Consider the following 19,362-nt stretch of genomic DNA (forward strand, 5'->3'; position numbering starts at 1 on the left):
GGTGATCATGTCCAGCCGTCGGATCATCGCCATCTTCACCGTGGTGATGATCGTTCTTACGGGCGTCTACTACGCCCGCCCCGGCTGGCACATCGCCATCTGGACCGCGATCGGCACGGCGAGCGCCGTGGGCGTGGCGGTCGGCGTCGCCCGCAACCGCCCGCGCCGGAAGCTGCCCTGGCTGCTGCTGTCCGTCGGGATCTTCGCGTTCGCGATGGGCGACAGCACGTACATCTTCCTCACCGACGTGCTCGGCCAGCCGCAGCCCTTCCCCTCGCTGGCCGACGCCATCTACCTGGGGTTGTTCTTCCCGCTCGCGGCGGCCGGCCTGATCGGCCTGGCCCGCACCAGCGCCGCCGGCCGGGACCGCGCGAGCCTGCTCGACGCGCTCGCGCTGACCATCGGCCTCGGGCTGCTGTCGTGGCTGTTCCTCATCGACCCGTACGTGCACGCCGACGACCTGACCTGGGTACAGAAGGCGATCTCCATCGCGTATCCGCTGTTCGACGTCCTGGTCCTCGCGATCCTCGCCCGCCTGGTGATCTCGATGCGGCTGACCCCGTCGGTCCTGCTGATGGCGATCGGCGGCGTCGGCATGCTCGTCGCGGACGTCCTGTACGGCTTCTCCCGCCTCGGCATCGGCGCGTCCTGGCTGATGGGCGGCCCGATCGACCTCGGCTGGATCGTCTTCTACGCCGCGTGGGGCCTGGCCGCCCTGCACCCGTCGATGGTCGCGCTCACCGACCCGCGGGTGCCGGCGCGCTCGGCCCTGACCGTGCGGCGCGTCGTCCTCCTGACGCTTTCCACCATGATCGCGCCGACCGTCCTGATCGTCCAGGCGATCCGCCACGACGACCGGTACGTCGGGGTCAGCGCGGCCGTCGCCGCCGCCATGTTCCTGCTGGTGCTGGCCCGGCTGTACGGCGCGGCCAGCGGCTACCGCGGCGTCGTCTCCCGGGAGCGGGCGCTGCGCGAGTCGGGGGCCGCGCTGGTCTCCGCGAGCGACGTGGCCGACGTCAGCGAGGCGGTACAGGCCGCGGTGCGCCGCCTCCTGCCGCCCGGCCACGCGCACCGGGTGGTGCTCGCGCTCGACGAGCCCGAGCCGGACTCCGCGGCCACCTTGTCCGGGGGCGGCGTCAGCTTCGTGTACACCGCGACGCTCGGCCCCGACCTGACCAGCCGGCTCGGCCACATGGAGGTCGCCGCGAAGTGCCCGCTCGTGGTCACCCACCGGGCGGCGGGCGACCCGTACCTGGGCACGCTCTTCGTCGCCGCCGGGGAGGCCACGCTCGCCACGCTCCGCGAGGCCATCGAGGTGCTGGCCTCGCAGGCCGCGCTCGCCCTGGACCGCATCGGGCTGGCCTGGGAGATCACGCGGCGGCGCAGCGAGGAGTACTTCCGGACGCTGGTGCAGAACAACTCCGACGTCATCCTGATCCTGGACGCCGGTGACCGCATCCGGTACGCCAGCCCGTCCGCGGGGGCCATGTTCGGCGGCGACCCGCTGCCCGGCACGCCGGTGCTGGACCTGCTGGACGCGGCGTCCCGCATCGTCGCCCGGCGCATGCTCAACCTGCTGCGCACCGGCGAGCGCGGCATGACGCAGGACGACTGGGTGGCGCTCGGGCCGGACGACGCCCGGGTGCAGGTGGAGGCGTCCTGCCGCGACCTGCGCGCCGAGCCGACGGTGGCGGGCCTGGTCCTCACGCTGCGCGACGTGACCGAGCGGCGGCGGCTGGAGCAGGAGCTCACCCACCGCGCGTTCCACGACTCGCTCACCGGCCTGCCCAACCGGGTGCTCTTCCACGACCGGCTCCAGCACGCGCTGGGGCGGGCGGCCCGCAACGAGACCATGGTCGGGGTGCTCTTCATCGACCTCGACGACTTCAAGGTGATCAACGACACGATGGGCCACGCCTGCGGCGACGAGCTGCTCGTCGCGGCCAGCCAGCGGCTCACCGCCGAGCTGTCCGCCGGCGACACCGCCGCGCGGATGGGCGGGGACGAGTTCGTCGCGCTGATCGAGGACGCCCGCGACCCGGAAGAGGTGGAGCGGGTGGCGCAGCGCGTGGTCGCCGCGTTCGGCAAGCCGTACCTGATCGGCGACAACGTGGTCAACGGACCCGCCAGCATCGGGATCGCCACCACCGCCGAGGCGATCGACGGCGACGACCTGCTCCGCCAGGCCGACCTCGCGCTGTACGTGGCGAAGGGCGCCGGCAAGGGCCAGTGGCGCCGGTACCAGGCCGCGCTGCACAACCAGGTGCTCGACCGGCTGGAGCTGCGCGCGGAGCTGGACCAGGCGATCGTGGACCGCTCGTTCGTGCTGCAGTACCAGCCGATCGTCGACCTGCGCACCGGCGCCGCGTCCGGCCTGGAGGCACTCGTGCGGTGGCAGCACCCCACGCGCGGGCTGCTCGCGCCGGGGCGCTTCATCGACGTGGCCGAGGAGAGCGGGCAGATCGTGCCGATCGGCGACTGGGTGATCGAGCAGGCGCTCGCCGACGCGGCCCAGTGGCGCGGGTCCGGCGAGGACGGGCCCTACGTCAGCATCAACGTCTCCGCCCGCCAGTTCAGCGACCCCGGCTTCGTCGACCGCGCCCTGCAGCGCCTCGCCGCCGCCGCGCTCCCCGCCGACCGGCTCGTCCTGGAGATCACCGAGACGCTGCTGCTCAGGGACGACGACCAGACCCGCCAAGACCTGGCCCGCCTGCGCCAGGCCGGCATCCGGGTCGCGATCGACGACTTCGGCACCGGCTACTCGTCGCTGAGCTATTTGAGGAAGGTACCCGCGGACGTGCTCAAGATAGAAAAGTCGTTCATCGACGCGGTGTCCACGCAGCCGCAGCAGCGGGCACTGGTCGAGGGGATCCTGCGGCTCGCGCACACGCTCGGGCTGACGGTGGTCGCCGAGGGCATCGAGGAGGAGGCGGACCGCGCGGCGCTTGTCGCGGCCGGCTGCCGGTACGGGCAGGGTTACCTCTTCTGCCGCCCGATGAACAATCCCGACGTGCTCACCTGGCTCGCGGACGCGCAGGTCGCGGCATGAGCGCGTTGTACACGCCGGTGGACGGGCGCTTCACCGACCTGGCCCGGCTCACCGCCACCCACCCGATGATGGATGCCGTCATCGACGAGGTGCGCGGCCGCGAGATCCGGGTCGGCGACCACTGGCTCGTCGACTTCGCGTCCTGCAACTACCTCGGCTTCGACCTCGACCCCGAGATCCAGGCGGCGATCGGGCCGGCCGTGCAGAAGTGGGGCACCCACCCGAGCTGGTCGCGCATGCTGGGCAGCCCCGCGCTCTATCCACAGATCGAGGAGCGCCTCGCCGACCTGCTCGGCGCGCCCGACGCGCTCGTGCTTCCCACGGTCACGCTCATCCACATGGCGGTCGTGCCGGTGCTCGCCGGCAGCGGCACCGTCATCTACGAGCACAACGCGCACCGGACCATCTTCGACGCCTGCCAGTACGCCCGCGGGCTCGGCGCCACCGTGCACCGCTTCCGCGCCGGCGACCTGCCCGACCTCGAGCGCCGCCTGCGCGCCGCGCGGCCGGGCGAGCCGCGGCTGGTCTGCGTCGACGGGGTCAACAGCATGACCGGCAACCCGCCGGACCTCGGCGCGTACGCCCGGCTCTGCCGCGAGTACGGCGCACTGCTCTATGTGGACGACGCGCACGGCTTCGGCCTGCTCGGCGAGCGCCGGCCGGACGAGACCACGCCGTACGGCGCGCGGGGCAACGCGGTCGTGCGGTGGTCCGGCGAGAGCTACGAGAACATCGTGCTGGTGGGCGGCTTCTCCAAGGCGTACTCTTCGCTGCTCGCCTTCATCGCCGTGCCCACCGCGGTCAAGGAGCACCTGAAGGTGGCCGCGCCGCCGTACCTCTACAGTGGACCGTCGCCGACCGCCTCGCTCGCCACGGTCCTGGCCGGCTTCGACGTGAACGACACCCGCGGCGACCTGCTGCGCGGGCGCCTGTACCGGCTGACCGCGCGGGTGCTGGACCGGCTCCGCGAGCTGGGCGTGGCGACGCCGAACACCAGCGGTACCCCCATCATCGAGCTGCCGCTGGCCACCGGGCGGGACCTGTCGGAGGTGGCGACCGAGCTGTGGCGGCGGGGGATCTACGTGACGCTGGCCGCGTACCCGCTGGTGTCCCGGGCCGACGTCGGCATGCGGGTGCAGCTGACCGCCACGCACACCGACGCGGACGTGGAGCGGCTGCTCGACGCGCTGGAGGTGCTGGCCGAGCGGGGCGACCTCCGCGCGGTACGGGGCCCGGTCGCGCCTCGGCAGGCGCGACCGGGCCCTCACTCCTGACCCGTCGATCAGTCCAACCAGGAGCGGAGCCGGTTGAACGCCTTGCTGGTGAACGTGTTCATCACGTCCTGCTCGACGGACCAGCCCGCCTCCCAGCCGGTCTCGTAGAGGATGGTCACCGCGTCACCGATCCGTACCACCGAGACCATCCGCACGTCGTAGTTGCCGTTGGGCTCGCCGTCGGGCGGCACGAAGGGGTACCGCAGCTCGAACATCAGCGACTCGTCGCCGCGCTTGGGCGCCGAGAGCATGCGGTAGCGCCGGTCGTCCTCGGTCGGGCAGTCGGCGACCGCGGCGCGCACCTCGGCGAGGAACCGCGTCGCGCCGCCCGCCTCGTACACCCTGATGGTCTGCCGGAAAGTGCCGTCGGGCACGAAGCCTTCCCGGTACGGCGGGTTCCAGTACGTGATCCGGCGGCTGCGTTCGAGGTCGATGTCCCGGTCGGTGGCGAACGAGGCACCGCACAGTGACGGCAGCACGTCCTCGCTCGGCGTGTCGGCCACCTGCTCCGGCCCGTTGGCGTCGACCTTCTGCAGGAACGCGCTGTTCGGGATGCTCTTCGGCGCGGCCGTCGGCGGTGGCGTGCTCGGTGCTGTCGACGTGCTCCGCGAAGGCGTCGGCGAGGTGGTCGCGGCCGGCGACGCCGTGGGCGGCGGGGGAGTGGCCGACGGCGTGGCGGCCGGCGGTATCGGCGCCGGTGACGTGCCGTCCGCCCGGAACACCCACTGGGTACCGGCGAGGGCGGTGCCCACCGCGACCGCCGCGGCGACCGCAACGGCGGCGACCCGGACGCGGGCTCGCCGGTCGCCGCGGGTGCGCAGCGCTTGCGGTGCGGCCATCCGCACGGTGTCGGCCTCGTGCGCCAGCGCGCGGTAGGCCTGGTCGAGCTCACTCATCGCCGTTTCCCTCCCACACGCCGTTGGCGGCCGGTCTGGCACCCGCGACCCGCGTCGCTCTCGGCGGCGCGCCGGTGCCGGGCGGCCCGTCGCCGGCCAGGGCCGAAGCCAGGCCGGCGCGGCCGCGGGACAGCCAGGAGGTGACGGTGCCGACCGGCACGCCGGTCTCCTCCGCGATCTCCGCGACCGGCAGGTCGAACAGGTAGTGCAGGGCCAGCGCCTGCCGCTGCGCGACCGGCAGCCGGCGCAGCGCGGCCACCACGACGACGGTGTCCTCGTTGGGCGGGTGGACGTTGTCGGGCGGTCCGGCGCGGCGCAGGTACGCGTGCCAGCGGGCCATCCGCCGCCACCGGTCCATGGCCAGCCGCGTCACGGTCAGCCGCATCCAGGCCTCCGGGTGTGGATGGGCGGCGACCGTCCGCCACCGCTGCCACGCCCGGGTGTACGCCTCCTGCACCACGTCCTGCGCCTCGGTCAGGTCGCCGACCACGGCGTACCCGTACCGCATCAGCCGCACCGACGTGCTGCGGTAGAACTCGTCGAAACTGTCCGCGTCCCGCATCCGGTGTCCCCACCCCTCGCCGTGCACTCGAGATGAAGACGGACGGCGTACCCACCATGCTGCGGCCGGCGTCAACTTTTTTCGTAGCGGAGTGTGACGACCCGGCCACGGCGCCGCCGCCACGCTGATAGCCTCCATTCGGGGCGTCATGGGGGACTGGTTCAGACACACCATTGTGGACACCGGCCGGCTGCCGCTGTTCTGCTTCTTCGCGGCGATGGTGCTCGGGTTTGTCTCCATCCGGTTTTCGACTCGCATGATCCGGGCCGGGGTGCGGTGGTGGCCGGGCAACGTCACGCCCGGCGGGCTGCACATCCACCACGCCGTGTTCGGCATCGGGTTCATGCTGCTCGGCGGGATCGTCGGCTTCTCGCTCGCGCCGGACCTGGCCGGTTGGCGCGCCGTCGCGGCGGCGGTGTTCGGGCTGGGTGCCGCGCTCGTGCTGGACGAGTTCGCGCTGATCCTGCGGCTGCAGGACGTGTACTGGTCGCAGGAGGGCCGCGAGTCCGTCACCGCCGTGTTCGCCGCCTGCGCGGTGACCGGCCTGCTCGTGCTCGGCGTCTTCCCGGAAAACCTCACCGACCTCATCAAGGCCGACGACGAGGGCGGCATCGCCGGCTGGGTGGCCGGGATCGCATTGGCCCTGCTCAACCTCGGGCTCGCCGTCGTGACGGTCCTCAAGGGCAAGCTGTGGACCGGCCTGATCGGGCTGTTCTTTCCGATCCTGCTCTACGCCGGTGCGATCCGGCTGGCCCGGCCCAAGGCCCCGTGGGCGCGGTGGTTCTACCACCGGCCGGGCGAGCGGTGGGCCCGGCGGCTGGCCCGCGCGCAGCGCCGGGAGAAGCGCTTCCACCAGCCGGTCGCGCGGCTCGGCGACCGGCTGAGCGAGATCATCGCCGGCCGACCCTCCTGACCTCCGATTCCTTTGGCCGGCGAGCCGGGTCGTAAGGTCGGAGGGAGTGCCATGACTGATACGAGGACCGAGGCGCCGGGCGACTTCACGACCGCGGCCGAGCCGCTGCGTCGCGAACTGCTCGCGCACTGTTACCGGATGCTCGGCTCGGTGGCGGACGCCGAGGACGCGGTGCAGGAGACGTACCTGCGGGCGTGGCGGGCGTACGACCGGTTCGAGGGCCGCGCGTCGGTGCGCTCGTGGCTGTACCGGATCGCCACCAACACGTGCCTGACCGCGCTGGAGCGGCGCGAGCGCCGGGCGCTGCCGTCCGGGCTCGGCGGGCCGGCCGCCGACCCCGCGGCGCCGCTGGCCGCGGACCAGTCGGTGGCGTGGCTGCAGCCGGTACCGGACGCGCTCGTCGCGCCGTCCGCGCAGGACCCCGGCGAGATCGTGGCGTCGCGGGAGAGCATGCGGCTGGCGCTCGTGGCGAGCCTGCAGTACCTGCCCGCGCGGCAGCGGGCGGTGCTGATCCTGCGCGACGTGCTCGCGTTCTCGGCGGCCGAGGTCGCCGAGATCCTCGACACCACGGTCGCCGCCGTGAAGAGCACGCTGCAGCGGGCGCGCGGGCGGCTGGACGAGGTCGCCCCGGCCCGCGACGACGTGGCGGAGCCGAGCGAGCCGGAGCGGCGGGCGCTGCTGGACCGGTACATCGAGGCGATCGAGAACGCCGACCCCGAGGCGCTGCGCCGGCTGCTCCACGACGACCTGGTGCTGGAGGCGACGCCGCAGCGCACCTGGTACGCGGGCGTGGCGACCTGCCTGCCCTTCCTCGTCCGGCACGTGTTCGGTGCGGGCCGCTGGCGGATGGTGCCGACCGGCGCCAACGGGCAGCCCGCCGTCGTGGCCTATGTGGACGGCGGCGACGGCGTGTACCGGGCGTACGGCGTGGTCGTGCTCACCGTCGCGGCCGGCGGGATCCGGCGGATCAACGCGTTCGGCGAGCCCGGCCTGGCCGCCGCGTTCGGGTGTCCCTCAGAACTCGGGTGAGCCTCTGCCCCGCGCTCGGGCTCCGTGGAACTCGGGTGAGCCGCCGCCGGCCTTGAGCGATGATGCCGGGGACGGCCAGACGGGGGAGGGTGCATGTTCGTGCACGGCGAGCGGGTGCGGCTGCGGGCCATGGAGCCGGCGGACGCGGAGGCGTTGTGGCGGTGGAACCACGACCCCGAGGTCATGCGCTGGATGGACGCCGGCTACCCGCAGACGCTCGCCCGGGTGGGGGCGTGGCTCGCGGAGCGCCCCCGCAACACGTACGACGACGTGCTCTTCGGGGTGGACGCGCCGGCCGGCGACGAGACCGGGTGGCAGCTCATCGGGCTGGTGCGGCTGCACGGTGCGGAGCCGGAGACCGGCTGCGCCGACCTGGACATCTACCTCGGCGAGAAGGAGTACTGGGGCAAGGGGTTCGCGACCGACGCGGTGCGCACCGCGTGCCGGTACGGCTTCGAGTCGATGCGCCTGCACAAGGTGACGCTGACCGTGGTGACCGAGAACGCGGCGGCCCTCGCCGTGTACCGCCGGGTCGGATTCACCGAGGAGGGGCGGCTGCGCGAGGTCTTCCGGCGCGGCGGCCGGTGGCTCGACAAGTACACGATGGGGCTGCTCGAAGGCGAGCTGAGGTGAGGGGTGCCGGGCCCGCGGCCCGGCACCCGCGGGGCGAGCTAGACGTCAGCGTCCTCGTCGCCGTCTTCGTCCTCGTCGTCCTCCCCGAGCGTCCACTTGAGCTGGAACTCGATCTCCTCTTCGTCCTCGCCCCGCTCGTGCTCGATGGAGAACTGGGCGCGGGCGGGAACGCGGATCCGCTCGCCGGCGATCTGGATCCGGAACGGCGTCTCGGACTCCAGCGCGTCCGCGAGGCGCCGCAGCTTGGCGACGACCTCTTGCGTGGAGTACATGCGTTCGACGTCTCGCGTCGTGTCGGTCACGGGACCTCCGATGTCGGGGCCGCCCCCGTGGGCGCGCCTGCGCCGACATTCAACCAGCCGCGCGCGAGGCGGCCGCGCACGGTGCCGGACCGTCCACTCAGGAGGAGGCCCGCTCCAGCGTCTGCAGGAAGACCTCGATGGGCTGCGCGCCGCTGATCCCGTACGTGCGGTCGAAGACGAAGAAGGGCACCCCGTTGGCGCCGAGCGCGCGGGCCTGGCGGATGTCCTCGCGGACGTCGTCGGCGTACGCGTCGGTGTCGAGCACCTTGCGCGCCTCGTCGGCCGCCAGCCCCGCGTCGGTGCCGATCCGGACCAGCGTCTCGGTGTCGTCGACCGCCTCGCCCTCGATGAGCGCCGCCTGGAAGAGCCGCTCGTGGATCCCGTCGGCCAGCCCGCGCGAGGCGGCGAAGTGGGTCAGCCGGTGCGCGTCGAACGTGTTGGCGGTCAGCGACCTGTCCAGGTGGTACGTGAGGCCCTCTTCGGCCGCGAGCGCCGTGACCCGGTCCTGCATGGCCTTGGCCTCTGCGGGCGCCACCCCGTACTTGCCGGAGAGCATGTCGGTCGTCGGCTGGTTTTCACCGCGCGGCTGGGACGGGTCGAGCTGGAAGCTGCGCCAGGTGACCTCCACGTCACCGGCGTGGTCAAACCGGGCGAGCGCGTTTTGCAGGCGGCGCTTGCCGATGTAGCACCACGGGCAGACGATGTCGGACCAGACCTCGATCTTCACGCGTGTCCTCCTCGCTACCAGCACGTGCCGTCGGCGGCGCACACGTCCGCACCGTCCGCTTCCACCATGACGAGAGCGACCGGCGCTTCCTCGTCCTCGGGGGCCTCGACGGCCTCCACCTGGGTGTCGTCCACGACGCCGCTCCCGGTATCTTGACGTAGTCCTCAACTTGCGTGTCGAACCGTAGCACTAAACTTGGGGACACCGTCAACTTAGGGGCAGGGACATGGCGAAGGGCACTCTGCGCGCGGACGCGCGCCGCAACATCGAGAAGCTCCGCGTGGCCGCCCTGCTGGCGTTCCAGGAGAAGGGGCTGCACGTCCCCCTCGACGAGATCGCCCAGCGGGCCGGGGTGAGCTCCGGCACGCTCTACAACCGCTTCGGCAGCCGCGAGGCCCTGATCGACGCCGTCATGCCCGAGCTGGCCGCCGAGAGCCTGGGCGCGGTCGCCAGGCGGGCGATCGCCGAGCGCGACCCGTGGACCGGGTTCGCCGGCTACGTCATGGGCGTGTGCGAGCTGCAGGCAAGCTGCCCCGCCCTCAACGACGTGATCTCCCGGCGGTACGCGTCCGAGCAGCTCACGGTCATCTGCCGGGCGACCGAGGAGCGCGAGCGGTACATCATCGACCGCGCGCAGCGTGAAGGCCTGCTCCGCGCCGACTTCACCCGCGAGGACCTGCTCTTCATCTTCTGGTCCACCGCCATGCTGGTGCGCCACACGAGCGAGGCCGCGCCCGACGCGTGGCGGCGCAGCGTGGGCTTCCTCCTCGACGGCCTGCGCGCCGGCGCCGCCCACCCGCTGCCGGCCGCGCCGCTCACCCGGGACCAGATGGAAGAGGTCATGTTCCGCCTCGGCGAGGCAGGCCACCTCTAAGCCGACCCGCCGCGGCGGTTGATCAGGGAGTCAATGGGCGCGTCGGCCGGTGTGTCCGACCATGAAGTCCCTGATCAACAGGCTCCGGCCTAGACGGGCGGATTCAAGGTCTATTACGGCGTGCGCGGCAAATCAACTCGATTAGGGCAATCCATTGGCAAGTGGATTAACTCAGAGTGGTGGCTCCCCTACATTCTGTTTATCGCTGAGGGGGGCGAGGTGGGGCAGCCGTGTCAATGCAACATATCGGACGGGCAAGGTCAGCACACCGAAACCTGCGGTAGGGCGGGCGCACTCACGCTGCGGCTGCTCGGGGCGTTCCAGGCGCGACGCCAGGGTGTTCGCGTGACCATCGCGCGCAGCTCCGCCCGCGTACTGGCCGTCCTGGCCGTGCACGGACCCGCAAGCCGCGCCGAGGTGTCCGGGCTGCTGTGGCCGGAGAGCCCGCAGTCCCGCGCCAGCTCGGACCTGCGCACCGCGCTCTGGCGTCTGCAGCGGACCGGCGCCGACTTCCTCGACCTCGACGGCCAGACGCTCGCCATCGCCGAGCGGGTCGCCGTGGACCTGGCGTCGGCGTCCGAGTGGGCCAAGAACGTCGTCCACGGCGCGTGGCCGGCCACCGAGACCCCGCCGCCGCCCGACGGATGCGACCGCGAGCTGCTCACCGGCTGGGACGAGCCGTGGCTGGAGCATCCACGCGAACACGTCCGGATGCTCACCGTGCAGGCGATCGAGGTGGCGGCGCAGCGGCTGCTGACCGCCGGCCGGCCCGCGGAGGCGCTGCCGTACCTGCTCCAGGTCATGCGGATGGACCCGCTGCGGGAGAGCGCCGCCCAGCTCCTGGTCGAGCTGCACCTGGTGCAGCGCAACGTGCACGAGGCCGTCCGGCAGTACCGCCGCTACCGCGACCTGGTCCGCGCGGACCTGGGCATCGAGCCGGGCATCGGGATGCGTTCGCTGGTCTCGCGGTACCTCACCGCCGACTGATCAATCACCAACCGACCGTGGCATTCGCGCCACACCGCGGCCACGCGCCGCCCGCGCCACGGTGACGCCGTGGTGACGGCGCCGTGACGGGTACCCGCCGCGCCCCGGCGTGCGGTGACGCCACCGTGACGGCCCCGGGACGGTGCCGTGCCGCCGCGCAGCCGCGCGCGCAGACGGTCGCACCACGTGCCGGTCGCCACGCGACGGCGCCGCCGAGGCGGGCCCGCTGGTGGTCTTGCTCCGCGGCACCCGACCGGGTCCGCGAAACGCCAAGAGGCAGGAGCAGCACCGTGACGCAGTACCAGCTCACCGTCATGAACAACTCCAGCGAGCCCTGGGACATCTTCATGTTCCAGAAGAACCCGGCCGGCCAGCTCACGAACCCGCACCTGCGGTCGCTGGCCTGGTTCCGCAAGTACACGGCGCCCAACAGCGTCGCCACGTTCACCTGGAGCCTCGACTACAGCTTCAGCTGGTCCCAGACCGGCGCCCTCATCCCCGGCGTCGTCTACTCCGCCGGCCAGACGTTTCCGGCCGACCCGTTCAAGTCCGGCTACGCCACCGCGGGCCAGGCGGGCAGCTGGACCAACTTCATCTACCACGCGGACAACGACTACTACGAGTTCGTCAAAGGACCTGGCGGGGTGCCCGCACACGCCAGCGGAACCCTCTACATCAACGTCGACAAGTCGGTGCCGAACCAGCTCGCCGCGGTGGGCATCGGCATGTCCGGCGCGCCGGCGTTCGCGCTGCCCGCGCTGACCAACATCCTGCACGAGTTCACGCCCCAGCCGGTCTACTACGTGGCCGCCGGCACCCAGATGAAGCAGGGGCAGGTGCTGATCGAGGAGGTCAGCAACGCGGCCGAACTCGACTACGACGGCGTCGCCAGCCTCACCGCCACCTTCGGCCGCGACCACACCTGGTCCGTCGGCCACAACTGACCGCTGTCCACAGCCGGACCGGCACGGAAAGGAAACCCTTCATGTTGCTCACTGTGTGCACCGACGACGACGACCTGAGGAACGTCGCCGTGGCCCAGGCCGCGTCGCAGCGCCCGATCTTCGGCTACTGCTACCACTCCTTCGAGTGGCGCATCCCGCCGCTGCAGGCCGACGAAAACCTGTTCATCACCGCGCACGGCGCGTTCAACTCGGACCGCGTGGAGCCGCCGCAGCCGATTATCGGCGACCACGACGCGTGGCTGTGGCTGACCGGCGAGGACCTGTTCGCCAACCTGCGCGACATCATCCCCACCGACTACCACGGCGCGGTCTACATCTCGGCCTGCGAGAGCGCCGACGGTGACGCGGGTACCCCGTCCTTCGCCCAGAGCCTGCTGCGGACGTTCCGCGAGTTCGGCTACGACCGGATCCGCGTCTACGGCCACCGCGGCGAGGTCGGCCTGCTCACGCCGCCTCCGGGCGACCCCGATTGGGTACAGGCGAACTGACCCCCCTCCGCTCGGGCACCCGGAGCCCCCCGGCCGGGTGCCCGAGCTCCTACGTGTCCGCCGCGATGGCCTCGGCGGCGCGTACGGCGAGAGCCATGCTGGTGAGCGTCGTGTTGCAGGCGACGCCCGCCGGGATCACGTTGCCGCCGCCGAGGTAGAGGTTGGAAAGGCCCCACACCTTGGCGTACGGGTCGACGACGCTGTCCTCCGCCCCGGCGCCCATCCGCGTGGTGCCGGTGATGTGCAAGGCGAAGCCGGCCTCCAGGAACGCGGGCTCCGCACCGGGCAGGAACTTGCCCAGCGCCGTCGCCGCCTTCGTCATGTCGCTCACCATGTCCTCGGCGCGGGCGCGGTCGGCCTCGCTCGGTCCGAAGTGGAACGTCGGCTGCGGCAGGCCGTACGGGTCGGCGACCCGCTCGGAGAACGTCACCGCGTTTTCCCGCCGCACGTCGCAGGTGCTGAACCAGACAAGGTCGGTGACGGTCCGCCGGTCGACGCCCTCGGGCACCGCCGCGTAGCCGAAGATGCCGCGGTGCAACTGGGCGTGCCACGGCCGCCCTTCGGCGACCGGGATCCACAGGTTCGGCTCGACCGCGGCGGGCCCGTCGTCGAGGAGGCGGGCGAGGTCGTCGGAAAGGGCCACCTGGCAGGTGGCCATCGTCTGCTCGCACAGGTACCGGCCGAGCGCGTCCGGGCGGATCCCGGAGGCCCAGAGCAGCTGCGGTGTGAGCACCGAACCGCCCGCCACCACGTAGGTGTCGGCGACGAGCGTGCGCTCCGCTCCCGTGGACAGGTCGCGCACCACCGCGCCGGTCACCTGCCCTCCACTGTGGAGCAGCGCGGTGCAGAGGTGCTCGGGCAGCAGCGTGAAGCGCGGGTCGTCGGCGACGCTCGGCGCGTGGCGGTCGCCGCCCTTGAGGATGATCTCGGTGCCACTCCAGTGCACGACCGGCGGGTCGACGCTGAGCCGCTCGACCGCGAGGGGGAGGCGGCGCACCTCGTACCCGCTCTCGTTGAGCCTTTCCGTGACGACCCGGCCCTGTACCGACATTTCATATGCCGTGGTGGTCGTGTGCAGAAGTTTTTCCGCCACGTCGTACAGCCGGGAAAGCTCGCCGTCACCGACGTGAGGAATGCGCTCGACGACCGGATTTGCCCGAGGTGTGGCACAGGCCCAGAAAATGCCCATGCCGCCGACTGCCCGGGCCACCCGCGACGCGCCGAGATTGGTAGCCGGATCCTGGTCGGGGTTGAGGTGCGAATCGGCTTCGGATTTTCTGGCCGGCGGAACGGATATCCGCATCGCACTACTTCTGATGACGTTGGTAAATGTGTCCGGGTTGTGCTGGTAGATCGTTTCATTGCGCAGATGTCGCCCGACCTCGGTGGATCGCCTCCCGCCTGCGTCGATCATCGTGACATCGATTCCCGCGGTGACGAGAAGTCGGGCGAAAGTGCTGCCTACCGGGCCGGAACCGATGATAAGTGCGCGCTTCGCCACGACGGCCTCCATATTGATCGCGAGTGCCATGAAGCTAGCTACGCATTCATCGGAATGCATCCCGTGATCGGCCACTCGTCGACATTCGTTTGCCGATTGCGCGATGGAGGCGCGAGGTAATTGTCTTATTTACGCGGACATATCGGTGGAGGCCGGTCCGCCTTTTTGAAAGATACCAGTTTTCATCGTGCCAAAGGCGCGGTGCAGAGCCGCGCGTTGACGCCGTCCGCCAGCCGCGCGGCGGCGAGGCGCAGGGCGGTGCGCGCGCTGAAGAACTCGTCCACCGGCGTCATCCCCGCGAACGCCCCGAACATGCGCTCCACCTCCGCCGGCTCCCCGCGCTCGGCGAGGGCGCGCATGAAGAGCCGCTCGACCGGTCCACTGTGGTACATCGCGAGCCCGAGCGTGAAGTCGTACATCGGTCGGAGTGCCCGGTCGCGCTCGCGCCGGTGGGCGGCGAGGGCGGCATCCAGCGGGCGGGTGCCGCCGAGGCCGGCGGTGACGGCCCCGGCGAGTCCCTCGGCGTCGCGCAGGGCGTTGGCGATGCCCTGCGCGGAGACCGGGTCCATCGTGACGCCCGCGTCGCCGGCCAGGCACCAGCCCGGCCCGTGCGCCTCCCGGAAGTGGTTGGGCAGGTCGGGTGTCGTGCGCAGCCGCTCGGCCCGGGTGGCGGCCCGCACCCGCGCGCCGAGGTCGCCGCCGCACCGGTCGAGCGCCGCGAGGTAGCCGGTCTCGGCGTCCGCGCGGAACGCGTCGAAGCCGGCGAGCGGCGCCGACATGTACACCATCGTGAGGTCGCGGTTGGTGGGGAAGACCGCCACGGCGAGCCCGTCGCGCTGGTGCAGCTCGCCGGCGGTCACCGGCAGGCCCGCCCAGTACGTGTAGCTGGCGAACGAGCGCGGCGCCCGCTGCCGGTACGCCCGGGCCCCCACCGCCTGCGCGACGAACGACCGCTTTCCGTCCGCGCCGACCACCAGCGGGGCGCGCTCGGTCAGAAGTTGACGCCCGCCTGAACTTCCGCGGATGCCGGCCACCGCGCCGCGCTCCCACACGAGCTCCTCCACCCGCCAGCGCTCCCGGACCTCCGCGCCGGCCTCCCGTGCCGCCTGGACCAGCGCGTGGTCGAGCACCGTGCGGCGCGGGCTGTGGATGGCGCCGCCGCTGGGGAACGCGCCGTCGAGCACCGCGGCCGGCGAGTCGAAGAGCACCCTCGGCGTGGCCGGCGCGTCGCCGAGCCGGTCGAGCAGCCCCCACCGGGCGAGCCGTGCCACGCCGGGCGGCTGGATCTGGTGCGAGGAGAGGGTGTCGCTGGGAAATGTCGCCCGGTCGACCGCCAGCACCCGCAGCCCCTGGCGGGCCAGCAGCAGCGCGGTCGCGGCGCCCGCGACCCGCGCACCGACCACGATCACGTCGTATCCCATGCGTCCCCCACCGTCCACACGAACCATACGCTGCCGTATGGTAGACCGTACGATAGCGTATGCACATGGCCGAGGGAAAGCGGCGCTTGGCGCGGGAGGACTGGGTGGCGGCGGCGCTGGACGCCATCGCGGACGGCGGCGTGGCCGCGGTGGCCGTCGAGCCGATCGCCGCGCGCCTGGGCACCACCAAGGGGAGCTTCTACTGGCACTTTCCCAACCGCGCCGCGCTGCTGGAGGCGGCGCTGGCCCAGTGGGAGGAGCGCACCACCACCGCGGTGATCGCCGAGATCGCCAACGCGACCGAGGACCCGGCGGACCAGCTCCGCACCCTCATCGTGCGCGTCATCGAGGCGGCCGAGCGCGACCGCGTCGGCCCCGCGCTGCTGGCCGCCGCCGGGCAGCCGGCCGTGGCGCGGGCCATCGACCGCGTCACCCGCGCGCGCATCGGGCTGATCGTCACCGTCTTCAGCCGGCTCGGCTTCCCGCTCGCCGAGGCGCGGTCACGGGCCCTGCTGGCGTACAGCGCGTACCTCGGCCACGCCCAGCTCGCCCACTCCACCGAGGGCGTGCTGCCGGACACCGCGGAGGGCCGCCGCGCCTACCTGCGCGACGTCATCAGCGTCCTCGCCGCGCAGGGAGGTCCGCGCGCGTCGGATACCTGACTGACCCCACCAGGCGGCCATGCTCGTACTGACAATGCCGGAAACCGATCATGTAGGAGCGATTGCCATGGCTGTGGGCACGGTGGCGCGGGCGACGCTGTGGACAGCCGTCGCAGTCCACCTCCTCGTGGTGGAGTACCTGTTCATCCGCTACGGCCAGGGCAAGAACTCGGTCCTGACCGTCGGCAAGTTCTTCGGCCTCCACCTCGCGTCGATCATGATGCTGCAACTCGTGCTGGTGGCCCGCATGCCGTGGCTGGACCGGCGCATCGGCATGGACCGGCTCACCGTGTGGCACCGGTGGATCGGCTTCGGCCTTGTCGCGACCCTCACCCTCCACTTCACGTTCATCATCGCCGGGTACTCCGTCCTGGGGTCCGACCCGCCGTGGGACACGTTCCTCAGCCTGGCCGGCGTCACCGCCTCGCTCCTGGGCATGTGCGCGGCCGCCGTCATCCTGGTGGTCGCCTCGGTCTCCCTCAAGTACGTGCGCCGCCGCCTGCCCTACGAGGCGTGGCACGCGATCCACCTGCTCGTCTACGTGGCGCTCGGCATCGGCCTCGTGCACCAGGCGCTCGAAGGCACGACGTTCGACTCGACGTGGGCCACCGTCTACTGGTGGTCGGTGTGGGCGCTCGTGATCGGCACCCTGCTCACCGGCCGCCTGGTCGTGCCGGTCTGGCGAAACCTCTACCACAGGTTCAGGGTCGCGGCCGTGATACCCGAGTCGGACAACGTCGTATCCGTCCACATCACCGGCCGGCACCTCGACAAGCTGCCGGCCCGCGCCGGTCAGTTCTTCATCTGGCGTTTTCCCGGCCTGCACGGCTGGTGGCGGTGCAACCCCTTCTCGCTCTCGGCCGCGCCCAACGGCCGGTCCCTGCGGCTCACCGCCAAGGCGGTCGGCAAGGGCAGCGCCGGCCTGCGCAACCTCACCGTCGGCAGCCGGGTGTTCGCCGAAGGCCCGTACGGCGCGTTCACCACCATCCACCAGACCCGCCCCGCGTCGCTGCTCATCGCCGGCGGCGTCGGCATCACCCCGATCCGCGCGCTGCTGGAGGAGCCGGGCGGGCCGACCACCGTCCTGTACCGGGTGCACACCCCGAGGAGGCCGTGCTGCTGCCCGAGCTGCAGGCCCTCGCCAAGTCGCGCGGCGCCCACGTGTACGTGCTCACCGGCCGCACCGGCGCGGGCAACCCGCCCAACGTGCCCTTCGCACCGGCCAACCTCGCCGCCGCCATCCCGGACATCGTCCAGCGCGACGTCTTCGTCTGTGGACCGCCGGCCATGACGGACGCCGTCGTCCACAGCCTCCGCGCGCTCGGCGTGCCCCGCCGCCAGGTGCACGCCGAAAAGTTCAGCCTCGCCTGATGGCCCGGCCCGACCTCGTCTTCGTGGGCGGCTCGATCTTCGCGGGCGGCCGCTCCCAGCCGGGCGGTGTGGCGGTCCGCGACGGCCGCATCGCCGCCGTCGGCACCGGCGTGGCCGACCTCGCCGGCCCGGGCACGGCCGTCGTCGACCTGGCCGGCGGCCTGCTGCTGCCCGGCTTCACCGACGCTCACGTGCACCCGGTGTACGCGGGCATCCAGCTGCTCGGCTGCACACTCGACCGGGAGGACGGCGCCGAGGGGTATGTGGAAAAGGTGCGCGCCTACGCCGCCGCACACCGCGACCTGCTGTGGATACGCGGCGGGGGATGGTCGATGGAGGCGTTTCCGGGCGGCACGCCGCGCAAGGAGCCGCTCGACGACGCGGTGCCCGACCGCCCGGTGTACCTGCCCAACCGCGACTACCACGGCGCGTGGGTCAACAGCCGCGCGCTGGCCCTGGCCGGCATCGACCGCCACACGCCGGACCCGCCGGACGGGCGGATCGAGCGCGACGCCGACGGTACGCCCACGGGCATGCTCCACGAGGGTGCCGCGCTGCTGGTCGGGCGGCTGCTGCCCGCGCTCACCGCACAAGACATGGACACCGCGTTCGACCTCGCCCAGCGGTACCTGTTCTCCCTCGGCGTCACGGGGTGGCAGGACGCGATCGTCGGCTCGTACCTCGGCCAGCCCGACCCGCTCGCCACGTACCGGCGGGCCGACGCCGACGGCCGGCTCCGCGCGCGGGTCACCGGCGCGCTGTGGTGGGACCGCGAGCGCGGCCTGGACCAGCTCGACGACCTGCGCGAACGCCGCACCACCGGCCGCCGCTTCGGCACGCCCGCCGTGAAGATCATGCTCGACGGCGTCGCGGAGAACTTCACCGCCGCCATGACCCGCCCCTACCGCGACGCGCACGGCCACGACACCGCCAACGCCGGACTGTCCTTCGTGGACCCTGCCGACCTGCGCGAGTACGTGACCCGCCTCGACGCCGAGGGCTTCCAGGTGCACTTCCACGCGCTCGGCGACCGCGCGGTCCGCGAGGCCCTCGATGCGGTCGAGGCCGCCCGCACCCGCAACGGCCCGGGCGGCGGCCGCCACCACCTCGCCCATCTCCAGGTCGTACAGGCCGCCGACGTCCCCCGCTTCGCACAACTTGGGGCGACTGCCAACATGCAGCCGCTGTGGGCCTGCCACGAGCCGCAGATGGACGAGTTCACGATCCCGTTCCTCGGGGAAGGTCTGGCCACGCGGCAGTACCCGTTCGGCGACCTCCACCGCGCCGGCGCACACCTCGCGGCCGGCAGCGACTGGCCGGTCAGCAGCCCCGACCCGCTGTGGGGCGTGAAGGTGGCCGTCACGCGGGTGGCCGCGGGCGAGTCCGGCGCGCCGTTCCTGCCGGAGCAGGCGCTGGACCTGTCCACGGCCCTGACCGCCTACACGGCCGGCAGCGCGTGGGTCAACCACCACGAACGGGTGTGCGGCGCCCTGGAGGTCGGGCTCGCGGCGGACCTGGTGGTGCTCGACCGCGACCCGTTCGCGGGCCCGGTTGAGGAGATCGACCGGGCGCGTGTCGTGCACACCTACGTGGACGGCCAGCAGGTCCACTGACGGCCGTCTGGCTGGGCAGGGCCGGTCGCCCGCTGGGCCTCCGAGGTGAGGCCGACTGTGCTGGAGACCGCGACCGGCGCGTGGCTGGGGTGACG

The 19,362-nt window shown here is 72.3% G+C and carries 18 protein-coding genes; 12 read left to right on the plus strand and 6 right to left on the minus strand.

Annotation, left to right across the window (positions count from 1 at the left end; translation table 11 throughout):
* Nucleotides 1-7 precede the first annotated feature (7 nt).
* Together Phou_RS39760 and Phou_RS39765 are read left to right on the plus strand one after the other, a co-directional pair.
* Nucleotides 8-3,049 (plus strand): putative bifunctional diguanylate cyclase/phosphodiesterase, encoded by a 3,042-nt coding sequence (locus Phou_RS39760; RefSeq protein WP_173067428.1) that lies wholly within the window; start codon nucleotides 8-10, stop codon nucleotides 3,047-3,049.
* On the plus strand, nucleotides 3,046-4,323 hold the full coding sequence (locus Phou_RS39765) for an aminotransferase class I/II-fold pyridoxal phosphate-dependent enzyme (protein ID WP_218579497.1): 1,278 nt from the start codon (nucleotides 3,046-3,048) through the stop codon (nucleotides 4,321-4,323). Before Phou_RS39760 ends, Phou_RS39765 begins: the two co-directional genes overlap by 4 nt.
* An 8-nt stretch (nucleotides 4,324-4,331) precedes the next feature.
* On the opposite strand, the gene Phou_RS39770 is transcribed toward Phou_RS39765, so the two are convergent.
* Nucleotides 4,332-5,219: a hypothetical protein gene (locus tag Phou_RS39770; protein WP_173067431.1), complete on the minus strand. Its 888-nt coding sequence runs from the start codon at nucleotides 5,217-5,219 to the stop codon at nucleotides 4,332-4,334.
* Complete coding sequence (locus tag Phou_RS39775; RefSeq protein ID WP_173067435.1) at nucleotides 5,212-5,781, minus strand: RNA polymerase sigma factor; 570 nt, start codon at nucleotides 5,779-5,781, stop codon at nucleotides 5,212-5,214. The genes Phou_RS39770 and Phou_RS39775 overlap by 8 nt, the downstream gene beginning before the upstream one ends.
* Before the next feature lie 148 nt (nucleotides 5,782-5,929).
* Between Phou_RS39775 and Phou_RS39780 the strand changes: the two genes are divergently transcribed.
* From Phou_RS39780 to Phou_RS39790, 3 genes are all read left to right on the plus strand, one after another.
* Entirely contained in the window at nucleotides 5,930-6,694 is a 765-nt protein-coding gene (locus tag Phou_RS39780) for a hypothetical protein (RefSeq protein WP_173067438.1), read from the plus strand.
* A gap of 51 nt (nucleotides 6,695-6,745) precedes the next feature.
* Nucleotides 6,746-7,723, plus strand: coding sequence for a sigma-70 family RNA polymerase sigma factor (locus tag Phou_RS39785; protein ID WP_173067441.1), 978 nt, complete (start codon nucleotides 6,746-6,748; stop codon nucleotides 7,721-7,723).
* Nucleotides 7,724-7,816: 93 nt separating this feature from the next.
* Nucleotides 7,817-8,356: a GNAT family N-acetyltransferase gene (locus Phou_RS39790; RefSeq protein WP_173067444.1), complete on the plus strand. Its 540-nt coding sequence runs from the start codon at nucleotides 7,817-7,819 to the stop codon at nucleotides 8,354-8,356.
* Between the two features lie 38 nt (nucleotides 8,357-8,394).
* Here the strand turns inward: Phou_RS39790 and Phou_RS39795 are convergent, their stop codons facing one another.
* Both Phou_RS39795 and Phou_RS39800 read right to left on the minus strand, forming a co-directional pair.
* Entirely contained in the window at nucleotides 8,395-8,658 is a 264-nt protein-coding gene (locus Phou_RS39795) for an amphi-Trp domain-containing protein (protein WP_173067446.1), read from the minus strand.
* 97 nt (nucleotides 8,659-8,755) lie between these two features.
* Nucleotides 8,756-9,385, minus strand: coding sequence for a DsbA family oxidoreductase (locus tag Phou_RS39800; RefSeq protein WP_173067449.1), 630 nt, complete (start codon nucleotides 9,383-9,385; stop codon nucleotides 8,756-8,758).
* A gap of 226 nt (nucleotides 9,386-9,611) precedes the next feature.
* Between Phou_RS39800 and Phou_RS39805 the strand changes: the two genes are divergently transcribed.
* The 4 genes from Phou_RS39805 to Phou_RS39820 all read left to right on the plus strand — a co-directional run bounded on the left by Phou_RS39805 (nucleotide 9,612) and on the right by Phou_RS39820 (nucleotide 12,699).
* Nucleotides 9,612-10,259, plus strand: coding sequence for a TetR/AcrR family transcriptional regulator (locus tag Phou_RS39805; RefSeq protein ID WP_173067452.1), 648 nt, complete (start codon nucleotides 9,612-9,614; stop codon nucleotides 10,257-10,259).
* Between the two features lie 345 nt (nucleotides 10,260-10,604).
* A complete protein-coding gene (locus tag Phou_RS39810; protein ID WP_173067455.1) occupies nucleotides 10,605-11,246 on the plus strand; it encodes an AfsR/SARP family transcriptional regulator in 642 nt (213 codons plus the stop codon).
* A 290-nt stretch (nucleotides 11,247-11,536) separates the two neighbouring features.
* Nucleotides 11,537-12,190, plus strand: a complete 654-nt coding sequence (locus Phou_RS39815) for a RhiA family protein (RefSeq protein ID WP_173067460.1) — start codon at nucleotides 11,537-11,539, stop codon at nucleotides 12,188-12,190.
* Between the two features lie 41 nt (nucleotides 12,191-12,231).
* Nucleotides 12,232-12,699, plus strand: a complete 468-nt coding sequence (locus tag Phou_RS39820; protein ID WP_173067463.1) for a hypothetical protein — start codon at nucleotides 12,232-12,234, stop codon at nucleotides 12,697-12,699.
* A gap of 49 nt (nucleotides 12,700-12,748) precedes the next feature.
* On the opposite strand, the gene Phou_RS39825 is transcribed toward Phou_RS39820, so the two are convergent.
* Both Phou_RS39825 and Phou_RS39830 read right to left on the minus strand, forming a co-directional pair.
* The gene (locus tag Phou_RS39825; RefSeq protein WP_371872252.1) at nucleotides 12,749-14,260 is read right to left on the minus strand and encodes a GMC oxidoreductase; all 1,512 of its coding nucleotides are present in this window, start codon (nucleotides 14,258-14,260) and stop codon (nucleotides 12,749-12,751) included.
* A 122-nt stretch (nucleotides 14,261-14,382) separates the two neighbouring features.
* Nucleotides 14,383-15,648: an NAD(P)/FAD-dependent oxidoreductase gene (locus Phou_RS39830; RefSeq protein WP_218579498.1), complete on the minus strand. Its 1,266-nt coding sequence runs from the start codon at nucleotides 15,646-15,648 to the stop codon at nucleotides 14,383-14,385.
* A gap of 38 nt (nucleotides 15,649-15,686) precedes the next feature.
* Here Phou_RS39830 and Phou_RS39835 point away from each other — a divergent pair, with 38 nt between their 5' ends.
* The 3 genes from Phou_RS39835 (at nucleotide 15,687) to Phou_RS39845 (ending at nucleotide 19,267) form a co-directional block, all read left to right on the plus strand.
* On the plus strand, nucleotides 15,687-16,283 hold the full coding sequence (locus tag Phou_RS39835; protein ID WP_173067469.1) for a TetR/AcrR family transcriptional regulator: 597 nt from the start codon (nucleotides 15,687-15,689) through the stop codon (nucleotides 16,281-16,283).
* Nucleotides 16,284-16,350: 67 nt separating this feature from the next.
* On the plus strand, nucleotides 16,351-17,574 hold the full coding sequence (locus Phou_RS39840; RefSeq protein ID WP_218579499.1) for a ferredoxin reductase family protein: 1,224 nt from the start codon (nucleotides 16,351-16,353) through the stop codon (nucleotides 17,572-17,574).
* A 79-nt stretch (nucleotides 17,575-17,653) separates the two neighbouring features.
* Nucleotides 17,654-19,267, plus strand: coding sequence for an amidohydrolase (locus Phou_RS39845; RefSeq protein WP_173067472.1), 1,614 nt, complete (start codon nucleotides 17,654-17,656; stop codon nucleotides 19,265-19,267).
* The last annotated feature ends 95 nt before the right edge of the window (nucleotides 19,268-19,362 follow it).

Origin of the sequence: Phytohabitans houttuyneae (genome assembly GCF_011764425.1) — a bacterium.
GTDB classification, from domain to species: domain Bacteria; phylum Actinomycetota; class Actinomycetes; order Mycobacteriales; family Micromonosporaceae; genus Phytohabitans; species Phytohabitans houttuyneae.